This is a genomic window from Roseofilum capinflatum BLCC-M114, assembly GCF_030068505.1.
Lineage (GTDB): Bacteria > Cyanobacteriota > Cyanobacteriia > Cyanobacteriales > Desertifilaceae > Roseofilum > Roseofilum capinflatum.
Genome location: NZ_JAQOSO010000031.1, coordinates 1 through 16,104, shown reverse-complemented (window position 1 = coordinate 16,104; position 16,104 = coordinate 1). Strand labels below are relative to the sequence as shown.

The window sequence follows — 16,104 nt, the reverse complement described above, 5'->3', positions numbered from 1 at the left end:
GGATCGCTTACCCGAAGTGGCAGAGGAATTTCCGAACCGGGTGGGAAGGGGGAGAGGGTTGTTAGAAGCGCTCTAAGTCTCGTGCCCGTTGTAACAATTGAGCGGCTGCCATAGCCCACTGTTGATTGCCGTCGGTTTCATAGAGTTTTTGGGCAAAGGCTAATACCCGTTGGGCTTCTTGATAGTCTTGTCGTTCTAGAAACACTAACCCGGCTCCATAATAGGCATTCCCATAATTGGGATTGGCTTCAGCAGCGTCTCGAAAGGCATTGAGGGCCCGATCCAGTTGACCTTGTTGTAATAAAATGGAGCCGATCGCATAATAGGCTTCAGCATAGGCTGGATTTTTTTCCACTGCTTGACGTAAAACCTCCAGGGCTGCTCCTAAATTCCCCTGTTCCTGATACATCAAACCCAAATAATAATAGGGTTCCGGAGCAGTCGGCGAAAACACCATGGCCTGCTGAAATGAGGCGATCGCCTCTGGTTGTCTTCCCTGTAACTTTTGCAGCAATCCCAAATTATAATGTCCGACTCCCAACTTCGGATCGAGTTCGATCGCCATCTGTAAATAATCCTGAGCCTGTTCTAAATTACTCCCCTCCAACAGTGCTGCCCCTAAATTTGCGTAGGCCATGGCAAAATTGGGATCGATCTGAATCGCTTGGTGAAAGGCACTAGCCGCCCCTTGCAGATCCCCCGTCTGTCGCAGAGCCAGACCTAAATTATACGGAGCAGGAGCCAAATTGGGCCCCAACCGAGCCGACTCCCTAAAGGCAGCGATCGCCTGTTCTATCTCTCCTGCTTGAATCAATTGCAAGCCTTGATTCAAATACTCGACCGCCTCAGTAGACACTTCCACCTGAGCCAACTTCAGGGTATCGAGTCCCCGGACTGCACTCCCAGAGAATAGCCCAGCGATCGCCGTTGCGTAGCAGAAACCAAGCCACCACCGATTACCAAAACCCATCATTGTCACTTTTCACTTCATTGGAGGGTACTCAATTTTCCTTGGTATAGCACACTTTCAAGCCACCGAGCGAGGGCGATCGAAACCGTTCAAGGGCAAACGATAAAAAAATTGATAAAAATTCATCAAAAATAACACTTATTCACGTTAGTTCAAAAACATACCCGAATTGCTTTAAAAGAGATTGCAATTTGTTCAATCTCCCTCCAGAAGAGGTAACCTCTAAAGTATTGAATCGATGGTGCATCATCCCATAAAGATGAGCGTCCATCCTACCCTCCTTTACCTAAAAAAATTGAGGAGAACCTTATGAACGAAACAGGAGTATTGTGCAGCCGTAATGTGGCCATTGTCGGCCCTTACATGGGTGGTAAAACCACGCTGCTCGAAAGTTTAGAATATGTCAGTGGCGCACTATCGCGTAAAGGCTCGATCAAAGACGGAACCAGCATTGGCGACGGATCGCCCGAAGCGCGATCGCAACAAATGAGTGTCGAAATCAACGTCGCCTCCACAGACTACCAAGACATTCACTTCACCTTCCTCGACTGTCCCGGTTCCATCGAATTTGCCCAAGAAACCTACAACGCCCTCATCGGCGTAGGTGCAGCCATTATCGTCTGCGAACCCGAACCCGATCGCATCCTCACCCTCGCCCCCCTCTTCAAATTCCTAGACGACTGGAAAATTCCCCATCTCGTCTTCATCAACAAAATGGATCGCGTCTGCACCGACGAAGAACGCTGTCTCACCAGTTTTTCTGCCCTGCTTAGTGCCCTACAATCCGTATCTTCGCGCCCCATTATTCCCCACCAATTCCCCATCGCTGCTGAAGACCAAATAATCGGCTATATTGACCTCGTAAGCGAACAAGCCTATCACTACCACCCCGACGCACCCGCCGATCCCGTTCCCCTTCCAGAGTCCCTCAAAGACGCAGAAACCCAGGCTAGAACCCAGATGCTCGAAACCCTAGCCGACTTTGACGACCACCTGCTCGAAGAACTCCTCGAAGACATTCAGCCCTCCCAAGAAGAAATCGTCAAAGACCTAAAAATGGAATTAGGAGCCGACTTAATCGTGCCCGTATTCCTCGGTGTAGCTTCAGACGGCTATGGCGTGCGTCCCCTCCTCGATGCCCTCAAACGGGAAGCTCCCGCCCCCAACCTCACCTCAGAGCGGCGGGGAGTAGACCTAGAGAGCCATAGTCCCATTGCCCAAGTCTTAAAAACCTATTACACCCCCCAAGGCGGGAAAATGTCTCTTGTCCGCGTTTGGCAAGGAGAAATTACCGAAGGTCTAGTTCTCAATGGCGTTCGCCCTGGCGGAATTTATCGCCTCTTCGGGCAACAACAAGAATCCGTCTCTAAAGCTGGCATCGGGGAAATTGTCGCCCTAGCGCGGATGGATGGCGTATACACCGGTGATACCCTATCCCCCACCAAAGACGTAGAAGCCCTACCCAAGGCCAATCTTGTACAGCCAGTCTATGCCATGGCGATCGCCCCCGAAAATCGCAAAGACGAAGTAAAACTCACCCCAGCCCTCAACAAACTCCTCGAAGAAGACCCCTCCCTCTATTGGGAACAACATGGAGACACCCACGAAGTCATCCTCTGGGGACAAGGAGAAATTCATCTCAAAGTCAGCCTAGAGCGGCTCAAACGTAAATACAACATTCCCATGGCCACCCATTTACCCAAGGTTGCCTACAAAGAAACCATCCGCAAACCCGTTGAGAGTATTCACGGACGCTATAAGCATCAAAGTGGCGGTCACGGGCAATTTGGCGATGTCTACTTAGATATCCGTCCCTTAGAGCGGGGAGAAGGCTTTACCTTCAATGAAACCATCGTCGGTGGTGTCGTCCCCAAACAATACATTCCTGGAGTAGAAACCGGAGTACGAGAATACCTCGTCCAAGGGCCCCTCGGCTTCCCCGTGGTGGATGTAGGGGTTACCCTCACCAACGGCAGTTACCACAGTGTAGACAGTTCCGAACAAGCCTTTAAACAAGCCGCTCGGTTAGCCATGACCACCGGCATGAGCCAAGGTAAGCCCATCTTACTCGAACCGATCGCCGCCATCACCATTTCCGCACCCACCGAATTTACCTCCAAAGTCCTGCAACTGCTCAGTGGTCGTCGCGGTCAAATCCTCGGTTACGAACCCCTGACCTCTTGGAAAGGATGGGATCAAACCTCTGCCTATCTTCCCCAAGCAGAAATGCAAAACTTTATTATTGAGTTGCGCTCTTTGACTATGGGAGTCGGCTTCTTTGACTGGAAGTACGATCACTTACAAGAAGTGCCCGATAAAGTCGCCGATCGCGTTTTAGCAACCCTGGCTGAATAAACTAGAGGGGGCGGTTTGCCCCCATGATCCCCATGATATGGAATATAGAGTATATTTTGCTCTCTCGCACTTGAATGCACTGAAGAAGGGGCCCCTGGGGCAATGGTGGCAACTCATTCCTGAACAATACGTGAAGCGACTACAAAGACAGCACTTTAATTTGTGAGCCATCATTGGGAAGGCCGTTGGCTTGAAGCGTTAGGCGATCGCCAGCTATTCTTTGAATCGGAGTTCCATTCATCAATCCCAGAAACTCCTCCACCCCAGCCAAGTTACAGGCTTGAGGATCGGCCTTAGCCGTCTGGTAATGGGTAGGAATGACAATTTTGGCATTGAGCATCTCTAGGGCAGCTTTAGCTTCTTCCGGGTCATAGGCCTTGGGGCCACCTCCCACCGGAATCAACACCACATCCGGTTTACCAATGAGAATTTTTTGCTCTACCGTAATCGGAGAAGCCATCCCCCCTAAATGCAGGATTTTCATCCCCGCTTGTCTCCACACCCAAGCCACATTACTGGGAAATCGACTTCCCGGCCGTTTTTCCAGGCGCTCGGCCACCATTCCCCGCACCTGCAACCCCTCATCAAGTTGATAATCTCCGGGTTCAAACAACAGTCTCGGTTGGCCGGGGAGGTCTTCCACATAGCCCTCATCCAACAGTTGGGAACTGATTAACACGAGATCGGCTTCCACATTGGGGGCGGGATATTGGGCCGTACAACCAATCGGGCGAAAGGGATTAACCAAAATCTGATAACCGCCTCCGGTAAACAGGAAGCAAGTATGGCCTAGACTCTGTATGGTAAGTCCACTAGGGGTTTGGGCTTGGGAAGAATACACAGAACTGACAAGGGTGGCGATCGCCATTGCCCCTGTCATGCTGATAAAGTTGCGCCGTTTCATGGGTAATTAATTATCTCTCATCCACTATTTATTATCTATGGTGCGGTCGATCTATGTATGGTGCAGTTTCGCTCTTCAAGAAGAGAGCGATCGCAGAAAGTTCCGCAATAGGTCTTTCCCTTTCGTGGTGAGAATACTTTCAGGATGGAACTGAACCCCTTGAAGGTGGGGATATTGACGATGGCGAACCCCCATAATGGTTCCATCTTCAACCCAAGCCGTAATTTCTAGCTCTTTTGGGCAACTGTTGCGGTCAATGGTCAAACTATGATAGCGCGTTGCATTTAAGGGACTTTCTAGACCGGCAAAAATCCCCACCCCGTTATGGTGAATGGGGGAGGTTTTACCATGCATGAGGACAGGAGCCGAAACAATTTTACCGCCAAACACTTGGCCGATCCCTTGATGGCCCAGACACACCCCCAAAATAGGCACTTTAGGCCCCAATTGGGCGATCGCCTCTAGGGACACTCCCGACTCTTCCGGTCGTCCCGGCCCCGGAGAAATCACGATCGCATCCGGTTTGAGCGCTTGAATTTCCTTCAGAGAGATGCGATCGTTTCGATACACCTGAATCTCTTTGGCTTGGGGAAACTCTTGTCCCAATTCCGCCAAATACTGAACTAAATTGTATGTAAAACTATCGTAGTTATCGATAACAAGGATCATGGGAGCCGTTAAGAAAACAGGAGAACCAGTTTAGGCAATAGTAGAATCACACCGACCAGAATTGAGGCGATCGCCGAGAGCATCACCGCTCCAGCCGCACAATCTTTAGCAATTTTCGCCAATTCATGATAGTTCTGTTCTACCGTTAAATCTACCACGGCTTCTAAAGCCGTATTCAGTAACTCTAGCACCAAAACCAAACAAATCATCACCGCCAAAACCGACGCTTCCACCGCATTCACATGCAACAGCGATCCCAGAATCATCACCAGGGTTGCCAACACCACATGAATGCGAAAATTCCGTTGCGTTCTAAAAGCGTAAGTTACCCCCGCCCAAGCATACTTAAAACTGGTAAGCAAATTCTCAGCCACCCGCCAAGACGAGTCACGATGAGTAACCCTGGAGGAATGGTTAGATTCAACCGTTGAAATCGAGAGTTTACTAGACATAAGGTTCACCATATATTGAGGGCAAAGGTGGGGATCTGTTAATGTGAGCAATGTGAGCGTTCGTCGGATTCCGTCATCTGTCGAGTAACCCAGACCCTAAGCAGAAATTGAATTCACCATGAGGGTAACTCATATAACCGGAGTTGACATCCCCTCTCGGTTGCCTAACTCTAAACCCACTTGCACCAGCAGAGAGTCCTGTTTTTCCCACATCGCCTGTAAACTGGCTTCATCGGGATGATCCCAGCCCAACAAATGCAGTAAACCATGGGCACACAGCCAAGCCAGTTCCACCGTTTCTGAATGGCCCTGTTCCTCGGCTTGATCCCTAGCCATCTCCACCGAAATCATCAGATCCCCTAAGTATAAGGGGTCTTCACTCTCTGGCAGAAGAGGGGTATCGCTCTCTAGAGCAGCAAAGGCTAAAACATCTGTGGGTCGGTCTTGCTGGCGATATTGGCTATTAAAGCTCTGGATCTCTGAATTATCCGTTAACCGTAAACTTAATTCATAGGCAGGAGCAGGAGGAAGCTCTAAATTAAGATCCAGATGCTCCAGCCAAGTACACAGCCATTGATGCAACAGTTCTGCGGTTACCGCAGGCTCAACAACCGACTCGCTCATCTCAATGTTGACTTCAACATCCATAGGGCCAATCTCCTATCGGGTGAGGTAAGAGAGTCCCACCAACAGACCCAAGAGAGCCAGAGTCGTTAGGGTAAAGTGGATTAAGGATTTTCTCCCTTTACGCACCATATTCCTCATCGCGAGTTTCACGTAACTGGCTTGAGGTTCTTGTGCCGTCGTTTCGGCCGTTTCCGGTTGTTCAGAAGAAATAGAAGAGGTTTGAGGTTCTGTCATATCAAGGGGATTAAAATTGCTTCTTTCAACTGTAACAGTTGGGTTAGGGTTTTAAGGAGTGCCCCTAGGAATTTGAGGATTCTGTGAATATACAGGTTGTCTTGATTCTATTTTGAGCAAAACTTTACCTAATCTTGTTGTGTATTGCCTTAATCTTTACCAATTCTTCATATTGAATCGGATAAGCTGGAGAGGATAGCAGAGCCTATCGTCTGGAGGAATCGAGCGCCGTGAAGTCCCAACAAGTTATCTTGACTCTAATTCTATTGTGTTTGCGATTATTCCTAACTGGTTGTACAATGCGACCGGCAACCCAGACTGCTCCTCTAGCACCGGGACGAGGCAGGTTTACTCAAAGGATTGGTTTACCCGCTTTACAAGAGTGGGCGATCGCCCCTCAAGAATACCATGATTCAGAATATAAGATTGATCCTCTGCTAAAATTCAAATGATCCGCCTCGTCAATTCATGGAGATAGAGAAAATGATCATGCCCAATTTTATAGTCATAGGTGCTGCTAAATCAGGAACCAGCTCCCTTCACAACTATCTTAGTGAACACCCGGAAATTTATATGAGCAAAAATAAAGAACCCAATTTCTTTGCTTATGAAGGATGGCAACCGGATTACTGCGGATCTGGAGACGCAGAAGCTCCAACTAATGTAAAAACGGTTCCCTACTTAAAAGATTATCAAGCTCTTTTTGATGGAGTAACTAAAGAGAAAGCAATTGGAGAATCTTCTCCTTGTTATCTCTATATGCCAGAAGCACCCACACGCATTAAACGCTATATTCCAGAGGCAAAATTGATAGCTATTTTGCGCCATCCTGTTGATCGAGCTTATTCCCGTTATTCACACTTTTGTCGTAATGGACGAGAGACACTAGATTTTAGTGAAGCCTTAAAGGAAGAAGACAATCGTAGAAAAAATCATTGGGCCCCAGGGTGGCGTTATCTCGATTTTGGTTTTTATAGCATTCAAATTCAACGGTATTTAGATCGATTCGATCGGGAGCAAATTCAGATCTATCTTTACGAAGATTTGAAAAGCGATCCTAAACATATGATCAAAAATATTTTTCAATTTCTAGGAGTTGACGATACATTTCAGCCTAATTTATCTGTTAAGTATAACCAATCTAATATTCCCAAAAATCGAGTTTTTCATAGATTTATTAGCGAGAACAATATTTTAAAAAGTATGATTCGACCCTTGATTCCTGCTAAAATTAGAAAGCCGATGGCGGCAAAAGCTTACCGAAAAAATTTAAGCCGACTCAAGCCCCTGTCTCCAGAACTGCGACAGGAATTAATTCCCATCTTCAGAGAAGATATTTTAAAGCTCCAAGATTTGATTGGGCGAGACTTGTCCCATTGGCTCGTTTAGCTTTGATTATAAGGAAGTCCCCTTTTTTTAAGGGGGATTTAGGGGGATCAAAGTGTACCGCATAGCAGAGCCAACTGCTGTAACAACTGCTTCAATTTCGGTGGGGTCAAGAATCAAGCTAATACAGCAGTTGTCACGCTTTATGCGGTACATTAACGGCAGTTTTTAAAGATAGACAGAATAGCTCAAATCTCGCTTGAGCATGTATTTCACTCCCCCCATTCCCCCATTACAGCGCTTTGCGCTGTATGCAGGCGATCGCCTCCACCAGTCGTTCAATTTCCCCAACTTCGGTAAAGTAGTGAACACAAGCGCGGACACAGTTCGGATGCAAGATCGTCCTCACCATCAAATTTTGGCTCTCTAAAGCACCCACAAGTTGCTGGTGTTTACCGCTTTCGAGTTGGAAGGAAATTAAACCGGATTCGGGTGGCGTGGCTCGCAGTCGATGCACTTGGGGGATGTCTCCCAGTTTCTCCCAGAGTATAGCACTGAGTTGACAAATTCGATCATAACGCTGTTGAGCGGTTCCCCAGGATTGATGAAAGGCGATCGCCGCTCGCAGTCCTGCAAGCAGGGGATACGCAGAAGTTGCGACTTCATAGCGTCTCCCATCGGGTTTCCATCCCTTGGGTTGTCCTGCGGTGGTAGTGAGAATGCCGCGCCAACCGATATAGGTAGGATTCAGGATTTCTAAGGCTTCTGGACGCACGTATAAGCCACCTAAACCTTCCGGGCCACACCACCATTTATGACCGGTAAAGGCATAAAAATCCACTCCATCGTCCGTTAAATTCAGGGGTAAAGATCCCACAGATTGGGCGGCATCGACTAAGATTTGAGTCTCTGGATTTTGCGATCGCACTGCCGCTACAATTTCCTTTTGTGGCAGCACTTGGCCCGTATTCCAGAGCAGATGACTGAAGATCACCAGTTTAGTATTGGGTTGGACAGAGTTGGCGATCGCCTCTACCGGGTTCCCTTCATTCAACGTTGCCAAAACCGGACAAGTCGAAACCTCCACCCCAAACCGACGACTAATTTCTTGAGCTGCGGCAATAATTCCTGGATGCTCACAGTCCGTTAATAGAATATGATCACCTGCTTGCCAGGGAATTCCCCACAGGGCAATATTACATCCGGTTGACACATTTTCCGTCAGGGTAATACTACTAGAGGGAACCTCTAGTTCAGCCGCGATCGCCTCCCGTGTTTCCTGCAATTCTTGCGCCACCCAATCCCCCACCCTATGGGAAAAGGGCCCCAGATCTTGAATCTGGCGATAGGAATCAAAAATAGCTTGCAGTGCTAATTCTGGCAGCGGCCCTTGACCCCCATAATTAAAATACCCTTTATGGTTCAGAGCAGTAAGCTGTTGCCGGTGTTGAGTAACGTTCATTAGCCCTTTCAAGTTCCCTATTTCAAGTTCTCTATCATAAATGATCCGTGGCACGATCCATTCATGTGACAATGTTAGATGAAGCTTTCAACGGTAACCATGACCCAGACCTACACGATTAAAATCCATAATCGCCACACCAACCAACACCATACCCTGCAAGTTCCCGATGACCGCTATATTCTGCAAAATTGCGAAACTCAAGGCGTAGAACTGCCCTTTTCCTGTCGTAATGGGGCTTGTACCACCTGCGCGGTGCGTATCCTGTCTGGAGAAGTCTACCAACCCGAAGCCATGGGACTCTCCCCCGACTTACAAAAACAAGGTTATGCCCTGCTGTGTGTCAGTTATGCCCGATCCGATTTAGAAGTGGAAACCCAAGATGAAGATGAAGTGTATGAACTGCAATTTGGGCGCTATTTTGGTAAAGGCAAAGTGGAAATTGGCTTACCTTTAGAGGATGATTAAATCTAAATCTGGCTGGCATCGTGGATGGAAAACCCTGGTTTGGGTGACATTGACGATGGGTTTGGCGGGCTGTCCATCTTCTCCTCCAGTGGGGACAACGGTGACGGTGGAAAGAATTGTGAGTGGGAATACCCTAGAGGTGAGCGGCGATCGCTCTACCTCGGAAACCGTCAGACTCATTGGTATTGCTGCCCCATCTGAAGAGCAGAAACCCTGGGGAAGGGAAGTTAAAGACTATCTAGAAAATCGTCTTGATCAACAAGCCGTTACCTTGGAATTGGATCGAGAAACTGAAGATTCCTATGGCCGTATCTTGGCCTATGTTTGGCTCGATGGCGAGTTGATTAATGAAGAATTGGTTAAAGAAGGGTATGTTTTAGCCCAGGAATGGTTTCCCAATACCCAATATAGCCAGCGTCTCCAGTATGCCGAGCAAAGAGCAAGAACCCTGGGTTTGGGGATTTGGAATCCGGAAAAGCCCATGCGCTTGACCCCTAGTGAGTTTCGTCGTCGTCAATAGAATGGGTAATGGGTAATGGGTAATGGGCTATCTACGTGCAAAAAAAATAAGGAGAGCCATAGGACTCTCCCTACCATCAGGGTGCATCTACTTACCATATTATTACATAACAGGGGTGTGGGGTGAAACCCCTTTTTGTGATGTTTTGATAAAAAAATTGGGGTGTTTTAGACCCCATTTTTGTGCAAAAATTCCGTATTTTTTCTGGTTGTCTCCAGTACACTCCCTAGGAGATGAATTAATTTTTGAAGTTAACTTCAGAGTTATCTTGGAGAATGCAACCGATTGTTTGGCAAAAGAGCTGAACTTGGGTTAAACCCTCAGTGTGACCACTGAAAAGACTACGGATCGGAGATCTGGGCAGTAATGTGAAGCAATCATGAAGTTTAACCGTCTAACTGCTTGGCCAAAAGTTGGTTGGTTAACTTTGGATCGGCTCGACCTCCGGTTTTCTTCATCATTTGCCCGACAAAGAAGCCTTTGAGCTTGGTTTTGCCGTTGCGGTATTGTTCGAGTTCCTTGGGATGAGCTTCCAGAACTTCGGCGATCATCCCGTTCAGGGTGTCGGGATCGGAAATTTGGGTTAATCCCTTGCTTTCGACTAATTTTTCCGGCGATCCGCCTTTGGTGAGAAGTTCCGGGAGCAGATCCTTGGCAATTTTGGAGCTAATGGTTTTGGCTTCAATCAGCTTGATTAACTCGGCTAAAGCTTCTGGAGTCAGAGCGATGTCGGTAATTTTGGCTTTCTCGGCATTCAGATAAGCGGCAATATCGCCCATGATCCAGTTTGCCGCAAGTTTGGCGGTTCCTCCAGCCGCGAGGGTAGCCTCGAAAAAGGTGGCTACGCTGCTATCATCGGTGATCACGCGAGCATCATAGGAGGATAAGCCTAATTCGCTTTCATAGCGATCGCGTTTTTGAGCTGGTAATTCCGGTAATTCTCCCGTCCATTCCGACAGTTGATCCGCAGAAACCTCTATCGGGGGTAAGTCGGGTTCGGGAAAATAGCGATAGTCGCTCGATCCTTCCTTACTCCGCATACTGACGGTGCGTTGCGCTCCTTCTTCCCACAAGCGGGTTTCTTGGAAAATGGGTTCTCTCGCTTCAATGGCTTCAATTTGCCGTTCAATCTCGTAATCAATGGCTTTCTGAATGGCACTAAAGGAGTTCATATTTTTAATTTCCACCTTTACGCCAAACTCTTTTTGACCGACGGGACGCACGGAAATATTCACATCACAGCGCAATGATCCTTCTTGCATGTTGCCATCGCTCACCCCCAGATAGCGCACAATGCGGCGCAATTCTTGGGCATATTCAGCCGCTTCTTCCCCAGAGCGTAGGTCAGGTTCCGAGACAATTTCGATCAGAGGAACTCCTGCGCGATTATAGTCTACGAGGGAGAAGGTGGAACCGGATAGGCGATCGCTCCCTCCATGGACTAATTTTCCCGCATCCTCTTCCATATGTAAGCGAGTAATGCCGATTTTTTTCCGTTGCGGTTTGCCGTCTTTATCCGCTAACTCAATTTCCAGCCACCCATGTTCGGCAATGGGCAGGTCATATTGGGAAATCTGATAATTTTTGGGCAAGTCGGGGTAAAAATACTGTTTGCGATCGAATTTGCTGTATTTGGCGATCGTGCAGTTCAGGGCTAAACCCGCTTTCACCGCATATTCTAAAACCTTCTGATTCAAAACCGGCAACACCCCCGGTAAACCCAAGCAAATGGGATCGATATTCGTGTTCGGTGTTGCACCAAAGGCTGTGGAAGAATAGGAGAAAATCTTGGTCTCGGTACTCAACTGACAATGAGTTTCCAAACCAATGATCGCTTCATACTCGGTTTTTGCAGGTGCAGCAGTGGCCATAGGTGAAGTCTTCTTTTAATTTCAGGTTAACTTCCATTATCGCTGATCTGTGGGGGATAGGGGAATGGGGGAATAGGGATGGGATATCAAGTCCGATTAAACTGCTATGATTACCCATTATCGTAGGGTGGGCAGGAGGAGGGCGCGACCTCATTCACATTCGACAAACAGACCCTGCCCACCTTTCCCGATACTTTGATTGATCACCCAGATTTGATATGAGAGAGGAGGCGATCGCCTACGCGCAGCCCCAAGAGGCCTATTACCATGATACAGCAGTTTTCGTTGCTATGGGGTACATTTGAATCGCCCTCAATCTGCCTTTACACAACACTCAGAGGGACTTTATTGCTCATTATTCATTACTCATTACTTAACAGCGCAAAGCGTTGTATTTCAGCACTATTGGTAATAAACAACTCCTTCCCTTTCTGGGCTGAAGCTTGTTTATAATTATTCATTCCATATTGCAATTCCCACTCAAAAATCTGAGCAAATTCAAAATTTTTCCGAATTTCTAGAGAATCATCATAGGTAATCAACCAACGATGAGAACAAGCTTTCATCTCTTGGGCAAAGCGTTGATGCTCAAAGCTCGTATGCAGATCTCCATCTTTGCCATATAATTTAGATTTTTTAGCCACCAAATAGGGTGGATCTAAGAAAATAAATACCCGTTCTCCATCCGGTTTCAGCACTTCGCTATAGTCCAAATTAGTGATTTGTACATCCTGCAAAACTGGGGCTAACTTCGCCAAACGATCGATCGAAGAATTAGTAAACCGCCGCAAAAATGCCTGCTGAGAAAATCCCCCCGATTCCACCGTTCCTGAAAAACTAATCCGGTTGAGTACAAAAAACCGAACCGCTCGCTCTAAGTCTGACAAATACTCTACCTTAACTTTTAAGTAGTCCCGAAACAACCCTTTACCATCAGTGCAACTGGCTTTAACTTTACGGACTTCTGAGACTAATTGCTCTAAATCAGATTGGGCAACTTTCCAAAAGTAATATAATTCGGGATTCAAGTCATTGATCCAAATCTTTAAGTTTGGATAGGTTTGCTTGAGGTAAATAAACAAAGATCCACCGCCAACAAAGGGTTCTCTATATTCCCACTGTTCGCCAAATTCTTTGGGCAAATGTTTAATAATTTTTTTGATTGCTCTAGCTTTTCCGCCGGGATAGCGTAGGGGACTTTTAATCATGATGAATATCAGAAGTTTTGCCCTCTCCCTTTCATGTCCGCTTTGCGGAAAATCCCTCTCCCACAGGAGAGGGACTTTAGAACATGATTTCTATAGCTAGTCTAAATGAGTTGTGCAACGGGAAATGCCCTCTCCCTAAATCCCTCTCCCACAGGAGAGGGACTTATACTCCCCTTCTCCCTTCGACTTCGCTCAGGGCAGCGCCTGCGGGAGAAGGGGCTGGGGGATGAGGGGCAGCCATTACACAACTCATTGAGGTTTGCTCTACTCAATCAAGCCTTCAGGAGGGTTGATTTCTATTTTACCTTTTTCCAGATCGACTACGGGTACAATCTCTTGGACAAAGGGAATTAAAACAGTTTTCGGCCGATTAGTTTTGCGGCGCGGCTTTTTGATTTTACTTTTACGATTCGGAGCGGGCTTAGGGGAGGTATCCGACTCTTCTGGATTGGCTTCCTCTTTCGGATTCAGTAATTTGACTTCTAACAGGTCATTTCCAGCAGTAATGAGATCAACCACCACACCTAAATTTTCTCCAGTTTCCTGGATGTAAACCTCTAAACCGAGCAAATCTTGGACATGATATTCATTATCCTCTAGTTGGGGGCGATCGCTCACAGGAACGAAAAGTTTGGCTTTTTGCAAGGCTTCCGCTTGATCGCGGGTGTCAATTCCGTCTAAGGTAAGCACATATAACCCTTTTCCCGGAATTAAGCGCCCCTCCAATAGCTCAATGGGTTGGGGAGCTTTTGCACCCAAGGGTTGTATCCAGCGCATTCCGGGTTCTAAAAACCGCTCTGGAAAGTCGGAATCCGGATAAACTCGCACGTCTCCATCTAGTCCTTGAGCAGCGACAATATGACCAATTTCAATCCATTCATTTTGATTCATAAACTTTATAGCGCTCGCTTTGATTCGGTTCGCTTTGGATTTGTTGGAGAAGGTTTTGAGAATGTTTGATTGCCGCTTCCCACTCCATTTCGACTAAGTTATTGAGTGCTTGCTGGGTGTTCCCAGGAAGAGGCTCTCCAGTTGCTAGACTTCCCTGAAATTCAGTCATTAGATCTTGTAGCTTTTCTTGTTGTTCTCTAGAAAAAAAGCGATCGCCTTGAGTGCGGTGTAAAATAATAGCCGTTGCACTTTCTCGCCCGATCTCTAAATCCCTCAATTGTTGCTCAATCTGGTCTAAAGCTTGACCGGGTGTTTCCCGAACTGCTTGTTGCTCGCCGCAAATTGCTCGGTATCGGGTGGGGAGATCGTGCGAGCGATCGCCGAATTCTGGAATAATGGCAATAGTCGTCATCTCAGGATTTTCTGTAATCGGAATTTTACTTTCCTCATCTTAGCAATACTCGCTTTAAGTATCATCTGTCTGCTCGCTCGCTAGAGAAAGGGAGCGAGCAAGATGTTTGCACTCCTTCAACGCTCCCCCATTACCCATTAACGGGATACCGCAGTTTGCAGATAGGTTTCTTCTACGACTTTGGCGAGTCTGCCCATAGCGGTAGCAATTTCTTCCTCGGTGGCGGTTAAACTAATGCGAATACATTGGTTTTTATGGGGCCACTCTTCTTGCAATCCAGGGAAAAATGTGCTTCCGGGAACCACAATTACGCCGACTTTTTTCAGATTTTGGTAGAGTTCCCAATCGGTAATCGGTAAATCCCGCAGCCATAACCAGGCAAAGATCGCCCCTTCTCCTTTATGCAAGAACCAAGGTAAATCATTGGGCATAGCCTCAGTTAAACTGGCTTCCAATTGGGCGAATTTGCTTTGATAATGGGGACGAATGACGGTTTCTGAGAAATTTGCCAGTTGACCGGATTGAATGGCTCTAGCGGCGATCGCCTGACCATAGCGTGAGGAGTGAATACACAAATTGGTCTGGAAGGCTTCTAAAATGTTGATCAGACCCGGATCGCCAATGGCCACGCCAATCCGTTCACCCGGTAATCCCGCCTTCGATAAGCTCATACAATGCAATAAATTACCGCCAAATTGGGGAGTCATTTCGGTAAAATTCAAGGCGGGGAAAGGCGGCCCATAGGCAGAATCAATCAGCACCGGTACATTATATTCGGAGGCTAACCCACTAATTTTATTGACTTCTTCATCCGTGAGAACATTACCGGTGGGGTTACAGGGACGGGAAAAAATCACACATCCCGTATCCTCTGTAATTTTCAACTGACTAAAGTCGGGGCGATATTTAAACCGATGATTGCCTTCGTCAATATCTAAGGTGGGTTTATAGGCCTTTAATGCTTCCGGCGTTAAACAGACTCCACCATAACCCGTATATTCAGGACTTAAGGGTAAAACCACTTGCTTAAGTTGTCCCTCGGTGGTGTATCCCCCAAAGGCATTGGCTGCATAAAAATAAACCGACTGAGAGCCTGGGGTAATGAGAATGTTGCGATCGCTCAAATTCAACCCATAGCGTTGATTAAAATCAGTTACCACCGCATCAATCAACGGCTGATACCCTTGGGAAGATCCGTACCGACAAACTACTTCCCCATATTCAGGACTCGCCAGTAAATCAGTCGTACATTCTCGCCATAGTTGTTCCACGGGCGGTAAAATCACCGGATTCCCCGCACTCAAATTAATAAATTGCTGCCCTCCTCCAGCACGCAATGTTTCAATAATATCTTTCATAATGGCTCGTACTCCACTAAGACGAGACATCTGAGTACCAAATTGAGTTAGGGCAGGTTCCATAAGCTATTCTAGAAATTCTTGGGTTAGCATATCGCAAGTCCATTGGATTTGTGAGCTAGAAATGCCCTCTCCCTTTCATGTCCGCTTTGCGGAAAATCTCTCTCCCGTGGGAGAGGAACTTTTCCCCTTCTCCCTTCGACTTCGCTCCCTTCGACTTCGCTCAGGGCAAGCAGGACAGCGCCTGCGGGAGAAGGGGGTAGGGGGATGAGGGGAAATGCCCTCTCCCTATATCCCTCTCCCACGGGAGAGGGACTTCTGCTCCCCTTCTCCCTTCGACTTCGCTCCCTTCGACTTCGCTCAGGGCAAGCAGGACA

General features: G+C 47.4%; 17 protein-coding genes. 5 read left to right on the top strand and 12 right to left on the bottom strand.

The window, feature by feature from the left end; all coding sequences use genetic code 11:
* Positions 1–61 precede the first annotated feature (61 nt).
* Positions 62–970 (bottom strand): tetratricopeptide repeat protein, encoded by a 909-nt coding sequence (locus tag PMG25_RS07060; protein ID WP_283766197.1) that lies wholly within the window; start codon positions 968–970, stop codon positions 62–64.
* 309 nt (positions 971–1,279) lie between these two features.
* On the opposite strand from PMG25_RS07060, the gene PMG25_RS07055 reads away from it, so the two are divergent.
* Positions 1,280–3,325 (top strand): elongation factor G, encoded by a 2,046-nt coding sequence (locus tag PMG25_RS07055; RefSeq protein ID WP_283766196.1) that lies wholly within the window; start codon positions 1,280–1,282, stop codon positions 3,323–3,325.
* A gap of 139 nt (positions 3,326–3,464) precedes the next feature.
* Here the strand turns inward: PMG25_RS07055 and PMG25_RS07050 are convergent, their stop codons facing one another.
* The 5 genes from PMG25_RS07050 to PMG25_RS07030 all read right to left on the bottom strand — a co-directional run bounded on the left by PMG25_RS07050 (position 3,465) and on the right by PMG25_RS07030 (position 6,211).
* Entirely contained in the window at positions 3,465–4,229 is a 765-nt protein-coding gene (locus PMG25_RS07050; RefSeq protein WP_283766195.1) for an MBL fold metallo-hydrolase, read from the bottom strand.
* 75 nt (positions 4,230–4,304) lie between these two features.
* Entirely contained in the window at positions 4,305–4,898 is a 594-nt protein-coding gene (locus tag PMG25_RS07045) for an anthranilate synthase component II (protein WP_283766194.1), read from the bottom strand.
* An 8-nt stretch (positions 4,899–4,906) separates the two neighbouring features.
* A complete protein-coding gene (locus PMG25_RS07040; RefSeq protein ID WP_283766193.1) occupies positions 4,907–5,350 on the bottom strand; it encodes a diacylglycerol kinase family protein in 444 nt (147 codons plus the stop codon).
* 129 nt (positions 5,351–5,479) lie between these two features.
* Positions 5,480–5,998: an rRNA maturation RNase YbeY gene (gene ybeY, locus PMG25_RS07035; protein ID WP_283766192.1), complete on the bottom strand. Its 519-nt coding sequence runs from the start codon at positions 5,996–5,998 to the stop codon at positions 5,480–5,482.
* Between the two features lie 12 nt (positions 5,999–6,010).
* Positions 6,011–6,211 carry a DUF3285 domain-containing protein gene (locus PMG25_RS07030; protein WP_283766191.1) on the bottom strand — a complete coding sequence of 67 codons (201 nt, stop codon included), beginning with the start codon at positions 6,209–6,211 and terminating at the stop codon, positions 6,011–6,013.
* A gap of 299 nt (positions 6,212–6,510) precedes the next feature.
* On the opposite strand from PMG25_RS07030, the gene PMG25_RS07025 reads away from it, so the two are divergent.
* Both PMG25_RS07025 and PMG25_RS07020 read left to right on the top strand, forming a co-directional pair.
* Complete coding sequence (locus PMG25_RS07025; protein WP_283766190.1) at positions 6,511–6,663, top strand: hypothetical protein; 153 nt, start codon at positions 6,511–6,513, stop codon at positions 6,661–6,663.
* A gap of 31 nt (positions 6,664–6,694) precedes the next feature.
* Positions 6,695–7,600: a sulfotransferase family protein gene (locus tag PMG25_RS07020; protein ID WP_283766189.1), complete on the top strand. Its 906-nt coding sequence runs from the start codon at positions 6,695–6,697 to the stop codon at positions 7,598–7,600.
* 229 nt (positions 7,601–7,829) lie between these two features.
* Here PMG25_RS07020 and PMG25_RS07015 read toward each other — a convergent pair whose 3' ends face one another.
* A complete protein-coding gene (locus tag PMG25_RS07015) occupies positions 7,830–8,999 on the bottom strand; it encodes an aminotransferase class V-fold PLP-dependent enzyme (RefSeq protein ID WP_283766188.1) in 1,170 nt (389 codons plus the stop codon).
* Between the two features lie 99 nt (positions 9,000–9,098).
* On the opposite strand from PMG25_RS07015, the gene PMG25_RS07010 reads away from it, so the two are divergent.
* The gene (locus PMG25_RS07010) at positions 9,099–9,467 is read left to right on the top strand and encodes a 2Fe-2S iron-sulfur cluster-binding protein (protein WP_283766187.1); all 369 of its coding nucleotides are present in this window, start codon (positions 9,099–9,101) and stop codon (positions 9,465–9,467) included.
* On the top strand, positions 9,460–9,987 hold the full coding sequence (locus tag PMG25_RS07005) for a thermonuclease family protein (RefSeq protein WP_283766186.1): 528 nt from the start codon (positions 9,460–9,462) through the stop codon (positions 9,985–9,987). The genes PMG25_RS07010 and PMG25_RS07005 overlap by 8 nt, the downstream gene beginning before the upstream one ends.
* Positions 9,988–10,373: 386 nt before the next feature.
* Here the strand turns inward: PMG25_RS07005 and gatB are convergent, their stop codons facing one another.
* From gatB to PMG25_RS06980, 5 genes are all read right to left on the bottom strand, one after another.
* Positions 10,374–11,858 carry an Asp-tRNA(Asn)/Glu-tRNA(Gln) amidotransferase subunit GatB gene (gene gatB, locus PMG25_RS07000; RefSeq protein WP_283766185.1) on the bottom strand — a complete coding sequence of 495 codons (1,485 nt, stop codon included), beginning with the start codon at positions 11,856–11,858 and terminating at the stop codon, positions 10,374–10,376.
* Between the two features lie 362 nt (positions 11,859–12,220).
* Positions 12,221–13,066 (bottom strand): DNA adenine methylase, encoded by an 846-nt coding sequence (locus PMG25_RS06995; RefSeq protein ID WP_283766184.1) that lies wholly within the window; start codon positions 13,064–13,066, stop codon positions 12,221–12,223.
* A 264-nt stretch (positions 13,067–13,330) separates the two neighbouring features.
* Positions 13,331–13,957 carry a ribosome maturation factor RimM gene (gene rimM, locus PMG25_RS06990; protein WP_283766183.1) on the bottom strand — a complete coding sequence of 209 codons (627 nt, stop codon included), beginning with the start codon at positions 13,955–13,957 and terminating at the stop codon, positions 13,331–13,333.
* On the bottom strand, positions 13,944–14,369 hold the full coding sequence (locus PMG25_RS06985; RefSeq protein WP_283766182.1) for a hypothetical protein: 426 nt from the start codon (positions 14,367–14,369) through the stop codon (positions 13,944–13,946). Before PMG25_RS06985 ends, rimM begins: the two co-directional genes overlap by 14 nt.
* 137 nt (positions 14,370–14,506) lie before the next feature.
* Positions 14,507–15,790, bottom strand: a complete 1,284-nt coding sequence (locus PMG25_RS06980; RefSeq protein ID WP_283766181.1) for a valine--pyruvate transaminase — start codon at positions 15,788–15,790, stop codon at positions 14,507–14,509.
* Positions 15,791–16,104 lie beyond the last annotated feature (314 nt).